We start from the raw sequence: 15,855 nt of genomic DNA, 5'->3' as shown, positions 1-15,855 counted from the left end.
CGCCAGTCCGCGATGAAGGACCGAGGGTGAGACAGCCTGCCATCCTGCTGGCGCTTGGCGCGCTGATCCTGATCCTGCTGGTGGCGCTGCTGCGGCCCGACCTCTCGCCGGCCGGGTTGCGCGACCGGCTGGCCGGCCTCGAGACCTTGCGGACGCACAGGCCCTGGTCCGCCGCGGCGCTGTTTCTGCTGGCCTATGTGGCGATCACCGCGCTGTCGCTGCCGCTGGCGGTCTGGATGACGCTGGCCGCAGGGGCGCTGTTCGGGTTCTGGCAAGGGCTGGTCCTGTCATCCTTCGCCTCGGCCATCGGGGCCATGCTGGCCTTCCTCGCCGCCCGCCATCTGGCGCGAGACCGGGTCGCGGCGCGGCTTGGCGGCCGGCTGAGGACCGTTCAGGCGCGGCTTGACCGCGACGGCGCCTTCTACCTGTTCTCGCTGCGGCTGGTCGCGGTGGTTCCCTTCGTCGCGGTCAACCTGCTGATGGGCCTGACGCGGATGCCGGCCTTGCGGTTCTACTGGGTCAGCCAGTTGGGGATGCTGCCCGCCACGGCCGTCTATGTGAATGCCGGCACCCAGCTCGCGCGGCTCGACAGCCTGTCGGGGATCGTCTCGGCACCGGTCCTTGCCTCCTTCGCGGCGCTGGCGGGGCTTCCGTGGCTGGCGCGGGCGGGGCTGCGATGGTGGCGACGGGGCGGGGCGCGCGGGTGAGGCGGGATCGCGCGGCCGTCGCGGCAGGACATCGCGCGCAGGGCTTGCCTGCAGGCGCCGCAGCGATACAGATCGGCGCCGCGACAACCGGGACCCACGACAGGAGATGCCGATGATCGACGCCCTGATCCTGCCCATCCAGCAGGCTGCTCTGCGCCGGCCTGCGCGCTGGCTGTCTCGCTGCGGCATCGGCGCCGATCACCTCAGCATCGCAGGCTTCGCGGTCGGGGTGATGGCGGTGCCGGCGCTGGCCTCCGGATGGTGGCTGGTGGCGCTGGCGCTGATATGCGCGAACCGGCTGCTGGACGGCCTGGACGGCGCGGTGGCCCGCATCGCCGGGCCGACCGATCGCGGCGCCTTTCTGGACGTCGCGCTGGATTTCCTGTTCTACGCCCTGGTGCCCCTGGGTTTCGCCCTGCAGGATCCGGCCCCGAACGGGCTGCCGGCGGCGGCGCTGATCGCGGCCTTCACCGGCACCGGGTCGTCCTTCCTGGCCTTCGCGGCCATCGCGGCGCGCCGCGGCCAGCGGGCCGAAGCCTTCCCGCATAAGGGCATCTACTATCTGGGCGGGCTGACCGAAGGGTTCGAAACGATCGCAATATTCGCCGCAATGTGCCTGTTTCCGAATGCATTTCCGGCGCTTGCATGGGGCTTTTCCGCCGCATGCGCGATCACCACGCTGCTGCGCTGGCGGATGGGCTGGATCGCCTTTCGCTAGGCCCGCGATGCACGCAGGAAGGTGTGGGTCACAGGCCGGCCGCGCGCATGTTGCCATGCGCATAAAGCAGGTTCGAGCGGTTCAGATGCGCCTCCATCGCGCGCACCGCACCTTCGGACTTGCCGGCCTCGATCAGGTCGACGATCTGGCCATGCTCGACAAGGGTCTTGTCCTCGTTTCCCGACCAGTGCAGCAGGACGCCGTGATACTGGAACAGCCAGCGCAGCATCGAATGGCTGGTCGCCACCAGGATCGGGTTGCCCGAGACCGCGGCGATGCGGCTGTGAAAGGCCATGTCCAGCGTGACGAATTTTTCGGCATCGCCGATGCAGCCCGCCTGCCGCGCCACAAGATCGCGCAGGTCCGCCACATCCGCAGGCCCGGCGCTGGCCGCCGCGACCCGCACCAGCCCGCATTCGAACATCCGCCGGGCCATCTTCAGATGCTCCAGCTGTTCGGGCTCTGACGACAGCAGCATCCGGGCCACGTCATCGACCCGCGTCAGCACGCTGTCGGCGCTGAGTTCGTTGACCCGGCTGCGCTCGCCATGGCTGATGGTGATGAGGCCCATCGTGTGCATGTGCTGCAGCGCCTCGCGCACGGCCGGGCGGCCGACGCCGAACCGCTCCATCAGGTCGCGCTCCGAGGGCATCGGCGCACCGGGCGGCAATTCGCCGCTGGCCATCAGCTCGCGCAGGCGTTCGAACACCTGGTCCGACAGCTTGCGCCGCACGATCCTGTCGGGGCCGGTCGAGGGATCGTCTTTTCTCATCGCGGTTCCGTCGCGGGTTGGGTCATGCGTCTGGTGGCCCGTCGGGCCGGCTTGAGGTCTTAGCATGATCCGACCGCCACGCAAATGCGGCCAGCATGTGTGCGGCGGTCGGCAGGGGCGCTGCGGTCAGGTTCGCCTGCAACAGCCTGTCGCCCAGATGCAGCCGCGCCAGCCCGCCGGATTGCACCGCATCGCGCACCGGCTGTCCCGACAGCGCCGCAAGCGCCGCAACCAGCGCGGCGACCGGGCGCATAGAGCCGTCGTCCCGCACGAGGCCGCGCGGCCCGTAAAGCGCGGCAGGCGTCCAGACGGTCAGGCCGGCCGGCGCCAGCGCGGTGGCCAGCCCCAGCGTCCAGGCCGCGCCAAAGGCCGCATCCTGGCGGGGATCGTCGGCGGCCATGCAGATGCGGCGGCGGTCGGGGTTCGGGATCGTGCGGCTGCCATAGGGGTTCTGCCGCATCGCGATGGTCGAGGGGCCGAGCCGGTATTCCAGCCCTGCCGCGATGGCCCGTCCGGAGGCAAGGATGTCCGGCACCGCCTCCAGCGTTTCCAGCACCGACAGGTCATCGGCGGCATGGACGATGGGGCACAGCCCGTGGCTGACGAAGTCCAGCGCTCCGACCGGCGGCGGCTTGCGGTTCAGTTCGGGAAAGAAGCTGGCCACCCCGCCGCCAAGCCGCAGGCCGCCAAAGGCGCGGCGGGCGGCATCGGCGATCCGGTCCAGCGGCGGACAGGGCGGCCAGGGCGATCCCGGCGGGGTGGACTGGCGATCGACGGCGGGCGTGACCATCACCGAGGCGGCCCGCAGCCCCGAACCTGCCAGCGCCCGCGCATGGGCGCAAAACTCGGCATCCGGGTCGCCCTCCGGCGCGCAGAGCGCGATCAGTTCCAGATCCATCGCCAGATCCGGCAGGACTGCCTGCAGGTCCGCGAAGGCCCGCAGATCGGGCGCAATGTCGCCCCGGCTGGCATCCAGATGGCACAGCAGCCGCTGCGGCGCGATGGCCGCCAGTTCCTGTGGCGTCCCGGCGGCGCGGCGGGCATCGGCCCCGGTCATCACCAGGGCGGTCTGCGGAAAGCGCGGCAGGTCGGGCGCCGGGCCGGGCCCCGGTCCGGGCGTCGGTCCGGGCGTCGGTCCGGGCGTCGGTCCGGGTCCGGGCGCGGCCTGCGCACGCGCCTGTCTCTGCGGCTGGCGATGCCAGCGGATGGTGACGGATTGCCGGGGCAGCTCGCCCTCGGCCAGCCGATAGGGCCAGGGCAGCGCCAGCGGCCGGTTGTAGGTCTTGAAGGACGCATCGCCCCATTGGCGCTGGTCCTCCATCTCGAAGACATCGCCCTGAAACCGGCAGTCGATCCGCCAGTCGCCGGCCTGATGGGTCAGCGCGGCGATGTCGCAGAAGGGTTGCCAGGGCTCGATCAGGTCGGGAAACCGCGCCTGCCGCCTTGTGCCATCGGCATGCTCGACCGTCACCGGGCTTCCGGCCACGTCGCGGATCGGATGCAGCATGGTGAAGCCCGCGCGGTTCGTCCAGACCTCGCCCGTCACCCGCATCACGGCGCTGGCTTCCAGCCCGGTCGCGGTCAGGTGCAGGTCGATCCATGCCGACAGCACCCCGCCTATCCTGTAGTCGGCCCGGCAGGTGACACGGCTGCCCTGCCCCGTCTCGTCGATTCGCAGGTCGCTGATCCGCGGCGCGACGGTGCCCCAGTCGCGGTCGCGGACCAGAAAGGCGACGCCGCGGATCGCCTCGCGGCCGCCGACGTGCAGATGGCGCAGCCGCCCATCCTCCAGCGTGACCTGCGCGGGGCCGCAGGACAGCAGGCGGCGGTCGGGCGGGGGCTCGTCCGTGCCGTAAAGGGCGATGGCGTCGGTCAGGGCATCGTCAGCGCCACCGGTCATGGAAGCGCGATCCGGTTGCCGTCGCGGGCCGAGGCATAGGCCGCCTCGACCAGCGCCAGCGTGCCCAGGTTGTCGCGCCCCGAGGTCTCGGGCGGGCGCCCCTCGCGCAGGCAGTCGACAAAATGCTGCTGGATGATCTGCACGCTTTCCTGGATGTTGTGCCAGGGCCGTTCCGCCCAGGGCAGCACCGGCGGGGCCACCTCGCGGACCTCTTCGCGGCCGTCGCGCTGGATCACCAGCCGGTAGCCGGCGTCCAGCCGCAGCGTGCCGGCGTCTCCGTCGATCTCGATCAGGGTCTGGGGAAAGGTGTCGGGCTGGCGGCGTGTCGCGTAAGAGCAGTCGACCACCGTGGTCACGCCCGATGCGTGATCCAGCAGCATCGTGGCCACGTCCTCGCCGCGGATCGCCGGGTTGATGCGCGCGGTGCTGGCCGCAAGCCCGGTCACCTCGCCGAACAGCGCCCGCGCGATGTCGAGGATGTGGATGCCCAGATCCTGGATGATGAAGCGCGGATCGGTCGCCAGATAGGGCTGGCCCGAGAACACGTCATGTCCCGACCGAAAGCTGACCCGTGCGAAGAATGGCCGGCCCACCGCCCCCTCGCGCAGCGCCCGGATGGTGGCGCGCACAGGCGATTGCCACCTGAAATTCTCGTGCACCATCAGCGTCTTCCCCGCGCGATCCATGGCGGCGACCATGGCGCGGGCGTCCTGCATCGCCTCGGCGAAAGGCTTCTGGCAGATCGCGTGCAGGCCGGCCTCGGCAGCGGCCTCGACCAGCGGGCGGTGCGAGCCGACGGTGGTCGCGATATCCACGAAGTCCAGATCCTCCTCGGCCATCATCCGCGCCGCGTCGTCATGCCCGCGGCCGATGCCGAAGCGCCGGGCGGTGGCCTCGCGGCGCTCCGCGTCGCGGTCGCAGACGGCCACGATCCGCGCGCCCTCGACGGCCTGCCAGCCATGCATCTGGTTCTGCGCGAAGAAACCGCATCCGATCAGGGCACCCTTCAGCATCCTACGCTCCTGCCTCGGCCTGCAACGCGACGCGGGCCTGAAGTTTCTGTTGCGCCTGATCGACCACCACGGCGGCGATGATGACAAGCCCCTTGATGACGGTCTGCCAGAAGGACGACACGCCCATCATCACCAGCCCGTCCGACAGCACGCCGATCACGAAGGCGCCGACGATGGTGCCGCCGATGCGGCCGCGCCCGCCCGACATCGAGGTGCCGCCCAGCACCGCGGCGGCAATGGCGTTCAGCTCGAAGCTCTGGCCGGTGGCGGGGTGGGCCGCGACCAGCTGCGACGAGATGATCAGCCCCACCAGCGCCGCGCAAAGCCCGCTGAACATGTAGACGAACATCTTGATCCAGCCGACCCGGACGCCCGACAGCGCTGCCGCCCGCTCGTTCCCGCCGACCGCGTAGATATAGCGGCCCAGCGGCGTTCGCCGCGCGATATAGGCCGCGATCAGCGCCACCGCGATCAGCATCCAGATCGACACCGGCAGGCCCAGGACGTCGCCCGCCCCGATCAGCCGGAAGCTGTCCGAGCCGTAGTCCGGGTTGCCGCCAAGATTGGGGAAGGTGCGCCCGTCCGAGAACAGCATCGCGGCGCCCCGGCAGACATACAGCGTGCCGAGCGTGGCGATGAAGGGCGCCACGTTCAGCCGGGTGACGAGAAAGCCGTTCACCGCGCCGATGGCCACGCCGACGGCCATCACGATCAGGCAGATCTCGACCGTGTTGAACTGGATCGACCAGCCGAGGCCCAGGTCGATGCCGTGCAGGATCAGCCAGCCCGCGACCATCCCGCACAGCCCGACGATCGAGCCGACCGACAGGTCGATGCCGCCCGAGATGATGACGAAGGTCATGCCGATCGCCAGAAAGGCGTTCAGCGCCACATGCTTCGACATGATGACCAGGTTGGCGGCCGACATGAAATTGGGCGCGGCGAAGGCGAAGAAGGCGAAGACGAGGATCAGCGCGATGAAGGTGCGCGCCTTCAGCAGGATCAGCAGGGCGCGGGTGGATTGTGCGACGCTGCGGGCGGGGGTGGCGATATCGCTCATGCGGCGGGCTCCCTGGCGTGGACGGCATGGCCCTTGGCCGATGCGGCGACGATGTCGGTTTCGGTGGCGTCCCGGCGCTCGAAACGGCCGGTGACGCGGCCGTTGGACATGACCACGATCCGGTCGGACAGGGCCATGAGTTCCTCGAGATCGGAGGTGACGAACAGGATGCCCAACCCCTGGGCGGCCAGGTCGCGCATGGTGCGGAACACCTCGGCCTTGGCGCCGATGTCGATGCCGCGCGACGGCTCGTCCATCAGCAGCACGCGGGGCCGGGTCATCAGCGCCTTGCCGATCACCACCTTCTGCTGGTTGCCCCCCGAGAGGCTGGAGACCGGGTTTTCCATCGAGGCGATCTTGACCGTCAGTCGGCGCACGAAATCGCGCACCACCCGCCGCTCGGCCGCAAGGTCCATGTGCAAGCCGGTGCTGACCGCGCCCAGGCTGGACAGGCTCATGTTCTCGCGGATCGACAGGATCTGGACCAGCCCGTCATTCTTGCGATCCTCGGGGATCAGCGCGATGCCCTGCGCGATGCGGCCCGCGACGCTGCGATGGCGCAGGGGCCGGCCGTCGACGAACAGCCGGCCGCCGGCATGCGGATGCCGGCCGATGACGCATTCCAGGAACTCGCTGCGGCCCGCGCCCATCAGCCCGTAAAGGCCCAGGATCTCGCCCGCGCGCAGGGTCAGCGACACATGGTCCACGGCCATGCCGCCCGGCCGCGGCAGGCAGACATCCTCGGCGCGGAACACCTCGGGGCCGAAGGGGTGGTCGTCGGACTTGGCATAGTCCTTGCTGGCCTCGCCGATCATGCTGCGCACGATCCAGGGCAGGTCCACGCCCTCCATCGGCCGGGCGCCGGTGATGCGCCCGTCGCGCAGCACGGTGATGTGGTCGCCGATCCGCAGGAGTTCCTCGAGCCGGTGCGAGATGTAGACGATGCCCACGCCTTGTCGCCGCAGATCGTCGATGACGCGGAACAGGATCTCGACCTCGGCCGCCGACAGGGCGCTGGTCGGCTCGTCGAGGATCAGGATGCGGGCGTCCTGCGCAAGGCTGCGGGCGATCTCGACGATCTGCTGCTGGCCCACCCGCAGGTCGCCCACCGGCGTGTCGGGGTCGATGTCCTGTTCCAGCCGGGCGATCAGCGCCCGCGTCTCGCGGCGCTGCGCGGCCGTGTCGATGTCGATGCCGGCGCGGGTGCGCTCTCGGCCCAGGAAGATGTTCTCGGCCACGCTGAGGTTCGGGAACAGGTTCAACTCCTGGAACACGATGCCGATGCCGTGGCGGCGGGCGTCGTCGGGGCCGCTGAAATGCACCGGGCGGCCATCCATCAGGATCTCGCCCGAGGTCAGCTGCTCGACGCCGGCGATCACCTTCATCATCGTCGACTTGCCGGCGCCGTTCTCGCCGACCAGCACGTTGACCGCGCCCATGTGCAGGTCGAAATCGACCGATTTCAGCGCCTGCGTGCCCGGATAGACCTTGCTGCCGCCGCGGATCTGCAGGCCCGGGCTCATGGCGCGGCCACCTGCAACGCCACGGGGACCATGACCCATGCGGCATCGGCCGAGGTCAGCGTCATCGCCCCCTCGACCGCCAGCCGCAGCCCGGTCAGGTCGCCCTGGGGCAACGCCAGCCGGTCATGCGCCTGGTCGTTCAGCGCCCGCGCCAGCTTGGCGAATTCGATCTGGTCGCGGAAATCCGTGAAGTTCAGGAAGTCCAGCGCGTCGCGCAGCGCGGTGCCACGGACCACCGGCCCAAGCTGCACGGTCAGGTCGCCCTGCCCGTCGCCGTCGCTGTCCAGCAGCAGGCTGGCGGCGCGCGAGGCGCGGTCGGCCTCGACTACCTTGCCCTCGGCGCGCAGGATGAAGTTCCACGGGCTGCCCTCGGAGGCCGGCCGCAGGCCATGCGCAGCCCCCGCCACGTCCAGGCCCTGGGCCAGCGCGGCCCGCAGCGTCGCCGGATCAACCGCGTGCCGGGCCACATGCTGAGGAAGGCGGCTGTCGAAGATCTCGGCCGCCAGCAGCGCCATGCGCTGGTCGTCGTCCAGCGGGGCGGCCGCGCTGTCGGGGTCGGGGTTGGGCACGATCTTGCAGCCGGCCAGCAGGCCAAACGCCACCGTGCCGGCCAGAAGGGCCGTCATCGCAGGGGACATGATGCGTTCCTGAAAGCTGGGGACGGGTCCGGCGCGGCGGCCGGACCCGGCCGGGTCATTCGGCCAGCGCGAAGGTTTCCAGCTTTCCGGCATTGTCGGCGTTGATCAGCACGCAATCCATCAGCTGCTTTTCCTCAAGCCCGGTCGAGCCGGTCTTCAGGAACTGGTCGGCCTGCTCGACCGCCAGCTGCGCCTGCCGGTAGGCCGGTTGCAGCACGGTCGCCTTGATGCCGCCCGCCTTGATCGAATCGCGCACGTCGTTCGAGCCGTCGAAGCCGACCACGATCACGTCGGTGCGCCCCGCGGCCTCCAGCGCGGCCCAGGCGCCCATCGCCATCGTGTCGTTGCCCGAGATCACGCCCTTGATGTCGGGCTGCGCCTGCAGAATCGTCTCCATCACGGCATAGGCTTCGGTCTGCGACCAGTTGGCGGTCTGCTGGGCGACCATCTCCATGTCGGGATACTGGTCGATGATGTCGTGATAGCCAGAGGAGCGGATGCCGGCATTGGTGTCGGCCTCGCGGCCCAGAAGCTCGGCGTATTTGCCCTCTTCGCCCATCAGCCGCACGAATTCCTCGGCGCCCAGCTGCGCGCCCTGGTAGTTGTTGGACACGATCTGGCTGACCGCGATGCCCGATTCCTTGATCTCGCGGTCGATCAGGAAAGACGGAACACCCGCATCCTTGGCGCGCTGGACGGCGGCGACCGTCGCATCGGCGCCGGCATTGTCGAGGATGATGGCCTTGGCGCCGCGCGCGATGGCGGTGTTGAACAGTTCCGACTGCTTGTTGGCGTCGTCGTCATGGACCATCACCACGGTCTCGTAGCCCAGTTCCTTCGCCCGCGCCTCGGCACCGACGGCCTCGGCCTTGAAGAACGGGTTGTCGTGGCTGGGGGTGATGATGGCGATCAGCCCCTCGGCGCTGGCGAAGGACGGGATCGCTGCGGACATGGCAAGGCCAAGGGCTGACATCATCAGCCGGCGGGTCAGTTTCATGTTTTCCTCCCTTGGGGTCAGCCGGCCTGTCGCCGGTTTCGTTCTGACGGTTTCAGGCTGCGAAGAATTCATCATCTTGTCAACAGGTATGATGAGATGATCCGTCATGGCATCCACCACCACCCCAGCCCGAGCGAGATGACGGGAACATAGGTGATCAGCGCCAGCGCCGTCAGCACGGTCAGGATCGGCCAGATCAGAGCGCCGAACAGGCGCTGAACCGGCACCTTGGCCACGGCGGCGGCGGCGAACAGGTTCACGCCAAGGGGCGGCGTGATCATGCCCAGCGCAAGGTTGACCACGATGACGATGCCGAACTGCACCGGGTCCACGCCAAAGCTGACCGCCACCGGCGTCAGGATGGGTGCCAGCACCAGGATCGCCGCCGAGGTCTCGATGAACATGCCGACCACCAGCAGCAGCAGGTTGACCCCCAGAAGAAAGGTCAGCGCGCTTCCGAAATTCTCTTGCGACCAGGTGCCGACGAGGCCCGGCAGGCCCGACAGGCTGATGAGAAAGCTGAACAGCGCCGCCGCCGCGATGATCAGCATCACCGCCCCCGACGACACCGCCGCGGCGCGGAAGATGGCCGGCAGTTCGGACCACGACAGCTCGCGATAGACGAAGACCGACAGGATCAGCGCGTAGATCACCGATACGGCGGCCGCCTCGGTGGGCGTGAACACCCCGCCATAGATGCCGCCGACGATGATGACCGGCATCAGCAGCGCCCCGAAGGCCCGCCGCAGCGCGGGCAGGATCGGCTGGCGCCCCTCGCCATCGGCCATGCCGTGCCCGGTGACGCGGCACCAGACCTGAACCATCAGCACCAGCCCGCCCGCGATCAGCAGCCCCGGCCCGAGCCCCGCGAGGAACAGCCGGGTGATCGAGGTCTCGGTCGACACCGCATAGAGGATCAGCGGCACCGAGGGCGGGATGATGACGCCCAGTTCGGCCGAGGATGCCTGGATCGCGCCGGCCATCCCGACCGGGTAGCCATGCCGCAGCATCGCCGGGATCAGGATCGACCCGACCGCGAAGGTCGTGGCCACCGACGATCCCGAGATCGCGGCAAACAGCATGCAGGTCAGCACGCAGCAGCTGGCCAGCCCGCCCTGGATGTTCCCCACCATCGACTTGACCAGTTCCACGAGACGCGCGGAAATGCCGCCTTGGGTCATGATCGCGCCCGCAAGGATGAAGAACGGCACCGCCATCAGCGGAAAGCTGTCGAGGCCGGTGAACATCTTCTGCGGCACGACGGCCAGCGGCAGGTTCGAGAAGAAGGTGATCGCGATGATCGAGGCAAGCGCGATCGAGACCGCGACAGGCACCGACAACGCAAAGAGGCCGACAAGTCCCGCAGCAAGGGCGGCGTTCATGGCAATCCCCTTTCCTGGTCCAGATGGCGCAGCAGCACGCCGGGAATGGCCATCAGCGCCCCGATCGGAATGGCCGCGTAGAACAGGCTCATCGACACGCCCAGCATCGCCACGCGCTGTGTCTGCACCCGCTCGGTCATTACCCAGCCCTGCCAGACCAGAACGCCCAGCAGCACCAGCGTCAGCAGGGTGACCAGCCGCACGACCCGGAACTGCCAGGCGGGCGGCAGCAGGCCGCGCACGAAGTCGATGGGGATCATCGCGCCAAGGCGGAAGCCGGCCGATGCGACCAGCAGCGTCGACCAGACGATCAGGCTGCGGGCGAGGATCTCGGACCAGGCGGCGGCGTGGCCGATGAAGAATCGGGTGATGACCTGGAAGAAGACAAGGCCGGTCGCGGTTGCCAGCAGCAGGGCGGCAAGATTGTGCGCCAGCCGGACGATTGCCTCGCCCAGGGCTTCGACACGGTTCATGATGTGCTCCGATGCGAGGGGCAGGGCCGCGGACGGCCCTGCCATCCGGCCTATTTCTGCGCGTCCTTGATCCGCTGGATCAGCTCGGGCGCGTAACGGTCGGCGAATTCGTCATAGGCGGGCTGGACGGCGGCGGCGAAGGCCGCCTTGTCCACGTCCTCGACGACATCCATGCCGTTCTCCTTCATCAGCGCGATGCCCGAGGCCTCGTTCTCGGCCACGGTTGCGCGCGAGGCGGCGGCGGCCGCCTGCGCGGCCTCGACGAACCAGCCCTGCTGCTCTTCGGTCAGGTTGTCCCAGTGGATCTTCGACATCGCCACGACCGCGGGCGAATAGACATGCCCGGTCAGGCTGATGTTCTTCTGGATTTCCCACATGTTGTTGGCGGTCACGATGGGAATGGGGTTTTCCTGCCCGTCGATGGTGCCCTGCTGCAGCGAGGTCAGCACCTCGGTCCAGCTCATCGGGGTCGGCGCCGCGCCCGCCGCGCGGAAGGCCGCGATATGCACCTCGTTCTCCATGGTGCGCAGCTTCAGCCCGGCCATGTCGGCGGGCTCGCGGATCGGACGGATCGAGTTGGTGATGTGGCGAAAGCCGTTCTCGGCCCAGGCCAGCCCGATGATGCCATGCGGCTCGAACTTGGCCAGAAGCTCCTGCCCGATCTCGCCGTCGAGAATCTGGTGGGCGCTGTCGTAGTCCTTGAACAGGAACGGGAAATCCAGCGCATAGACTTCGGGGACGAAATTGCCGATCGGCCCGGTGGACGAGATGGTCAGTTCGACGGTGCCGATCTGCAGACCCTCGATCACGTCGCGCTCGCCGCCCAGGGCGCCGGCGGGACGCAGCGAGACCTCGAAGGCCCCGTCCGACAGATCCGCGATCCGCTCGGCGAAGGCGCGGCCGGCATCGCCATAATGCGACTCGGCCGGCGGCGTGAAGGCCAGGTTCATCGTCGTCTGCGCCAGCAGCGGGCTGGCGCTGGCCAGCATTGCCGCGACCGAGGCAGCCGTCATCAATCGTGTCATGTCATTCCTCCCTGGGATATGGTCTGGGCGGGCCGTCCGGGCCCGCGGTCATGCGGATCTCAGGTGATCCGGCGAATGCTGGCGGCGACCTCGTCCCATTCCAGCACCTTCTTCCAGTCGTCGCGCATCAGCATCGGGATGCCGAATTCGATGGCCTTGTTGCAGGCGTCCGAGAACTGGCCCTGCCGTTCCTCGAAGATCACCGCGCCAAGGATGTTCATGTGGCCCAGCAGGAAGTCGCGCGCACATTCCTTGCTGACGCCGCTGCGGGCCACCACCTCGTCCATCGCCTCGCGCATCACCACCAGCAGCGAGGCGCAGACGGTCTCGGACAGGCCGGGCTCCAGCATCGCCATCTGCTTGACCGTCACCTCGTAGCTGCGCGCGACCGGCGCATAGATGGCGCGGGCGATGCGGTCGCCCAGTTCGTAATGCTCGCGCGGACCCTGCATCAGCGCGTTCACCACGCCCTGCTTGGCGGCGACCCCGCCGAAATGGTCCGCGCGGCCCTCGGGGGTGTCCTCGTCGTTGAAGATCGGCGGGTGGCAGGGATGGGTCACGAAATAGGTGATGTCCGCGCGGTCGGGCAGATGCCCGGCGAAGGGCGCGGCGGCGTCAAGGATGACGACCATCGTGCCGGGGGCGAGGCCCGGCACCACCGCCGCCGCGACGTTGCGGATGACGGTGTCCGGCACGGCGAGGATGACCACATCGGCCCCGTCGAGCGCCTTGTCCTGATCGATGCAGTCCACGCCGACCTCGGCCTTCAGCCGGGCCCGTCCGGCCTCGCCGATCTCGACATGCGCCACCTGGAAATCGGTCCTGGCGAGATTGGTCGCCAGACGCACGCCCATCTTTCCCCCCGCCCCGAGCAGAGCCACCTTGGTCATCATTCCCTCCTCAGGAATCAGCTTGCATAACTGGTATGATGAGATGATAATTATATGACCGAGTCAAGCGAAAGAGAGGCGCCCGTGACACACACCGCTGCACATCCCCGCGTGGCGTGGCTGGGGGACGACTTCACCGGCTCGGCGGCGGTGATGGAGGTGCTGCATTTCGCGGGGCTTCCCTCGGTGCTGTTCACCGAACCCCCGACGGGGGCGCTGCTGGCGCGGTTCGCGGGGGCCGCGGGGGTCGGCCTTGCCACCACGGCGCGGGCACATGGGCCGGACTGGATGGCGCGGACCCTGCCGGCGCAGTTCGCCCTGCTGGACGCGCTGCGACCCGCGCTGCTGCACTACAAGATCTGCTCGACCTTCGATTCGGCACCCGGCACCGGCTCGATCGGCGCGGCGATCGAGGCGGCGCTGACGGTGCGCCCCTCGGCGGCCGTGCCGCTGCTGACGGCGGCGCCGGCGATGCGCCGCTATCAGGCCTTCGGCCATCTGTTCGCCGGCGCGCCCGAGGGGGTGTTCCGGCTGGATCGCCATCCGGTCATGGCGCATCACCCGGCAACGCCGATGCACGAAGCCGACCTGCTGGCGCATCTGGCCGGGCAGACCGCCCTGCCCGGCGCGCTGATCGACCTCGAGGCGCTGGCCCATGACCCGCAGGCCCGGCTTGACGCGGCGCTGGCCGGCGGGGCGCGGATCCTGTCGATCGACAGCATCGACGCGGCCAGCGAGGCGGCGGCGGGGCGGCTGATCTGGGACAACCGGGCGCGGATGGGGCTGGTCGCCGGCAGCCAGGGCATCGAATACGCGCTGGTCCGGCACTGGCAGGACAGCGGCGAGATCGGGCCCGCGCCGTCGCCGGGCTCGGCGGGCGCGGTGGATCGCATCGCCGCGGTATCGGGGTCGCTGTCGCCGGTGACGGCGGCGCAGCTGGACTGGGCGGGACGCAACGGCTTCGCGTTGCTGCCCTTCGAGGCCCGTGCGGCCTGTGGCAGCGTGGCCGACCTTGCGGCCGAGATCGCACGGCTCTCGCGGCTGGCACTGGATGCGGCGCGGGCTGGACAAAGCCCGCTGGTGCATTCGGCGGCCGGCGGCCAGGGCGATCAGGTCGCGGGCTTCCGCGACGCCCTCGCCGCAAGCGGGCTGGATCCCGAGACCGCCAACCGCCGCATCGGCGAGGCGCTGGGAGACGTGCTGGACCGGGTGCTGCGCGGATCGGGCATCCGCCGGGCGGTGATTTCGGGCGGCGACACCTCGGGCCATGCGATGCGCCGGCTGGGCCTGCAGGCGCTGGTTGCCATCGCCCCCACCATTCCCGGCGCGGCGCTGTGCCGGGGATCGGGCGTGGGGGTCCATGACGGGCTGGAGATCGCGTTGAAAGGCGGGCAGATGGGCTCGCCGGATTATTTCGGCTGGATCCGCGATGGCGGCGGCCCCCGCAAGGAAGCGGTTCGGCCATGAGCAAGCAGATGATCCGCGTCACCTACCGCATCGAGACGCCGGGCGACCCCGAGGCGATGGCCGCGAAGATCGCCGCAGACCAGTCGACCGGAACCTTCACGCCGCTGCCCGGCGAGACGGCGGCGCTGCGCGCCCGCCATGCCGCGCGGGTCGTGTCGGTCACCGAGATCGCCCCCCTGCCCGTTCCCTCGCTGCCCGAGGCCGGCGGCCATCCCGGCCCGTTCCGCCGCGCCGATGTCGTCATCGACTATCCGCTGGACTCGATCGGGACCGACCTTGCCGCGCTGATGACGGTGACGATGGGCGGGGTATTCTCGGTCCGCGGCGTGACCGGCATCCGCATCCTCGACCTCGACCTGCCCGATGCCTTTGCCGGGCTTCCCGGCCCGCAATTCGGCATCGAGGGCTCGCGGCGGCTGATGGGGGTCGCGCAGGGGCCGATGATCGCCTCGATCATCAAGCCGTCGCTGGGCCTCGGCCCCGACGAGACGGCCGAGGTGGTCCGCCGGCTGTGCGAGGCGGGCGTCGATTTCATCAAGGACGACGAGAAGATGATGTCGCCCGCCTATTCGCCGCTGGCCGCGCGCGTCGAGGCGATCATGCCGGTGATTCGCGACCACGCCCAGCGGACCGGGCGGCAGGTGATGTATGCCTTCGGCATCTCGGCGGCCGATCCCGACCGGATGATGACGAACCACGACCTCGTCGTGGCGGGGGGCGGAACCGCGGCGGTGGTGAACATCAACTCGATCGGGCCGGGCGGCATGGCCTTCCTGCGCAAGCGGTCGCAGCTGTGCCTTCACGCCCATCGCAACGGCTGGGACGTGCTGACCCGCCATCCGGGGCTGGGCTACGACTTCCGCCCCTATCAGAAGATCTGGCGGCTGCTGGGCGTTGACCAGTTCCAGGTCAACGGGATCGGCGCGAAATACTGGGAAGGCGACGACAGCTTCCTGCGGTCCTTCGTCGATGTCACCAGCCCGATCTTCAGCGATCGCGACCGGGCGCTGCCGGTGGTCTGTTCGGGCCAGTGGGGCGGACAGGCCTTCGAGACATGGGCGCGAACCGGGGGCACGCTGGACATGATGTATCTGGGCGGCGGCGGCATCCACGGCCATCCGGGCGGGCCGGCCGCCGGGGTGCGCGCGATCCGCCATGCGTGGCAGGCCGCCAGCGAGGGGCTGAGCGCGCGCGAGGCGGTGGAACGCGACGCCGACCTGCGCGCAGCCTTCGAGACATGGGGCAGGTGACGGCGCGGGGCGCTGCATCGGAAAGGGCCGGCCCGGCGCG

15 protein-coding genes are annotated in these 15,855 nt (G+C 69.5%); 4 read left to right on the top strand and 11 right to left on the bottom strand.

What is annotated here, in order from left to right; genetic code table 11:
• Positions 1-26: 26 nt before the first annotated feature.
• On the top strand, positions 27-707 hold the full coding sequence (locus tag Q5Y72_RS08405; RefSeq protein WP_305962966.1) for a TVP38/TMEM64 family protein: 681 nt from the start codon (positions 27-29) through the stop codon (positions 705-707).
• 112 nt (positions 708-819) lie between these two features.
• Entirely contained in the window at positions 820-1,425 is a 606-nt protein-coding gene (locus Q5Y72_RS08400) for a CDP-alcohol phosphatidyltransferase family protein (RefSeq protein WP_305962965.1), read from the top strand.
• A gap of 28 nt (positions 1,426-1,453) precedes the next feature.
• On the opposite strand, the gene nanR is transcribed toward Q5Y72_RS08400, so the two are convergent.
• From nanR to Q5Y72_RS08345, 11 genes are all read right to left on the bottom strand, one after another.
• Positions 1,454-2,197, bottom strand: a complete 744-nt coding sequence (gene nanR, locus Q5Y72_RS08395) for a transcriptional regulator NanR (RefSeq protein WP_305962964.1) — start codon at positions 2,195-2,197, stop codon at positions 1,454-1,456.
• A 22-nt stretch (positions 2,198-2,219) separates the two neighbouring features.
• Positions 2,220-4,097: a D-apionate lactonase family protein gene (locus tag Q5Y72_RS08390; RefSeq protein WP_305962963.1), complete on the bottom strand. Its 1,878-nt coding sequence runs from the start codon at positions 4,095-4,097 to the stop codon at positions 2,220-2,222.
• The gene (locus Q5Y72_RS08385; protein ID WP_305962962.1) at positions 4,094-5,110 is read right to left on the bottom strand and encodes a Gfo/Idh/MocA family protein; all 1,017 of its coding nucleotides are present in this window, start codon (positions 5,108-5,110) and stop codon (positions 4,094-4,096) included. Before Q5Y72_RS08385 ends, Q5Y72_RS08390 begins: the two co-directional genes overlap by 4 nt.
• A 1-nt stretch (position 5,111) precedes the next feature.
• On the bottom strand, positions 5,112-6,170 hold the full coding sequence (locus Q5Y72_RS08380) for an ABC transporter permease (RefSeq protein WP_305962961.1): 1,059 nt from the start codon (positions 6,168-6,170) through the stop codon (positions 5,112-5,114).
• Positions 6,167-7,693: a sugar ABC transporter ATP-binding protein gene (locus tag Q5Y72_RS08375; protein WP_305962960.1), complete on the bottom strand. Its 1,527-nt coding sequence runs from the start codon at positions 7,691-7,693 to the stop codon at positions 6,167-6,169. The genes Q5Y72_RS08380 and Q5Y72_RS08375 overlap by 4 nt, the downstream gene beginning before the upstream one ends.
• Positions 7,690-8,331, bottom strand: a complete 642-nt coding sequence (locus Q5Y72_RS08370; protein WP_305962959.1) for a DUF2291 family protein — start codon at positions 8,329-8,331, stop codon at positions 7,690-7,692. The genes Q5Y72_RS08375 and Q5Y72_RS08370 overlap by 4 nt, the downstream gene beginning before the upstream one ends.
• A gap of 55 nt (positions 8,332-8,386) precedes the next feature.
• The gene (locus Q5Y72_RS08365; protein WP_305962958.1) at positions 8,387-9,328 is read right to left on the bottom strand and encodes a D-ribose ABC transporter substrate-binding protein; all 942 of its coding nucleotides are present in this window, start codon (positions 9,326-9,328) and stop codon (positions 8,387-8,389) included.
• Between the two features lie 104 nt (positions 9,329-9,432).
• Positions 9,433-10,710 (bottom strand): TRAP transporter large permease, encoded by a 1,278-nt coding sequence (locus Q5Y72_RS08360; RefSeq protein ID WP_305962957.1) that lies wholly within the window; start codon positions 10,708-10,710, stop codon positions 9,433-9,435.
• A complete protein-coding gene (locus Q5Y72_RS08355) occupies positions 10,707-11,183 on the bottom strand; it encodes a TRAP transporter small permease (protein ID WP_305962956.1) in 477 nt (158 codons plus the stop codon). The genes Q5Y72_RS08360 and Q5Y72_RS08355 overlap by 4 nt, the downstream gene beginning before the upstream one ends.
• 50 nt (positions 11,184-11,233) lie before the next feature.
• Positions 11,234-12,208 (bottom strand): TRAP transporter substrate-binding protein, encoded by a 975-nt coding sequence (locus tag Q5Y72_RS08350; protein WP_305962955.1) that lies wholly within the window; start codon positions 12,206-12,208, stop codon positions 11,234-11,236.
• A 59-nt stretch (positions 12,209-12,267) separates the two neighbouring features.
• Entirely contained in the window at positions 12,268-13,098 is an 831-nt protein-coding gene (locus tag Q5Y72_RS08345) for a phosphogluconate dehydrogenase C-terminal domain-containing protein (RefSeq protein WP_305962954.1), read from the bottom strand.
• Between the two features lie 84 nt (positions 13,099-13,182).
• On the opposite strand from Q5Y72_RS08345, the gene Q5Y72_RS08340 reads away from it, so the two are divergent.
• On the top strand, positions 13,183-14,565 hold the full coding sequence (locus tag Q5Y72_RS08340) for a four-carbon acid sugar kinase family protein (RefSeq protein ID WP_305962953.1): 1,383 nt from the start codon (positions 13,183-13,185) through the stop codon (positions 14,563-14,565).
• Positions 14,562-15,815, top strand: a complete 1,254-nt coding sequence (gene oiaX, locus Q5Y72_RS08335) for a 3-oxo-isoapionate-4-phosphate decarboxylase OiaX (RefSeq protein ID WP_305962952.1) — start codon at positions 14,562-14,564, stop codon at positions 15,813-15,815. The genes Q5Y72_RS08340 and oiaX overlap by 4 nt, the downstream gene beginning before the upstream one ends.
• Positions 15,816-15,855 lie beyond the last annotated feature (40 nt).

This window comes from Paracoccus spongiarum (assembly GCF_030732095.1).
In the GTDB taxonomy this organism is placed as follows: domain Bacteria; phylum Pseudomonadota; class Alphaproteobacteria; order Rhodobacterales; family Rhodobacteraceae; genus Paracoccus; species Paracoccus spongiarum.
This window is presented reverse-complemented; position numbering and strand designations above follow the sequence as displayed.

Bases quoted from the DNA above. Each gene is read 5' to 3' on its own strand.
- Q5Y72_RS08400 (WP_305962965.1), top strand. From the start codon at position 820: ATGATCGACGCCCTGATCCTGCCCATCCAGCAGGCTGCTCTGCGCCGG.
- nanR (WP_305962964.1), bottom strand. From the start codon at position 2,197: ATGAGAAAAGACGATCCCTCGACCGGCCCCGACAGGATCGTGCGGCGC.
- Q5Y72_RS08390 (WP_305962963.1), bottom strand. From the start codon at position 4,097: ATGACCGGTGGCGCTGACGATGCCCTGACCGACGCCATCGCCCTTTAC.
- Q5Y72_RS08385 (WP_305962962.1), bottom strand. From the start codon at position 5,110: ATGCTGAAGGGTGCCCTGATCGGATGCGGTTTCTTCGCGCAGAACCAG.
- Q5Y72_RS08380 (WP_305962961.1), bottom strand. From the start codon at position 6,170: ATGAGCGATATCGCCACCCCCGCCCGCAGCGTCGCACAATCCACCCGC.
- Q5Y72_RS08375 (WP_305962960.1), bottom strand. From the start codon at position 7,693: ATGAGCCCGGGCCTGCAGATCCGCGGCGGCAGCAAGGTCTATCCGGGC.
- Q5Y72_RS08370 (WP_305962959.1), bottom strand. From the start codon at position 8,331: ATGTCCCCTGCGATGACGGCCCTTCTGGCCGGCACGGTGGCGTTTGGC.
- Q5Y72_RS08365 (WP_305962958.1), bottom strand. From the start codon at position 9,328: ATGAAACTGACCCGCCGGCTGATGATGTCAGCCCTTGGCCTTGCCATG.
- Q5Y72_RS08360 (WP_305962957.1), bottom strand. From the start codon at position 10,710: ATGAACGCCGCCCTTGCTGCGGGACTTGTCGGCCTCTTTGCGTTGTCG.
- Q5Y72_RS08355 (WP_305962956.1), bottom strand. From the start codon at position 11,183: ATGAACCGTGTCGAAGCCCTGGGCGAGGCAATCGTCCGGCTGGCGCAC.
- Q5Y72_RS08350 (WP_305962955.1), bottom strand. From the start codon at position 12,208: ATGACACGATTGATGACGGCTGCCTCGGTCGCGGCAATGCTGGCCAGC.
- Q5Y72_RS08345 (WP_305962954.1), bottom strand. From the start codon at position 13,098: ATGACCAAGGTGGCTCTGCTCGGGGCGGGGGGAAAGATGGGCGTGCGT.
- oiaX (WP_305962952.1), top strand. From the start codon at position 14,562: ATGAGCAAGCAGATGATCCGCGTCACCTACCGCATCGAGACGCCGGGC.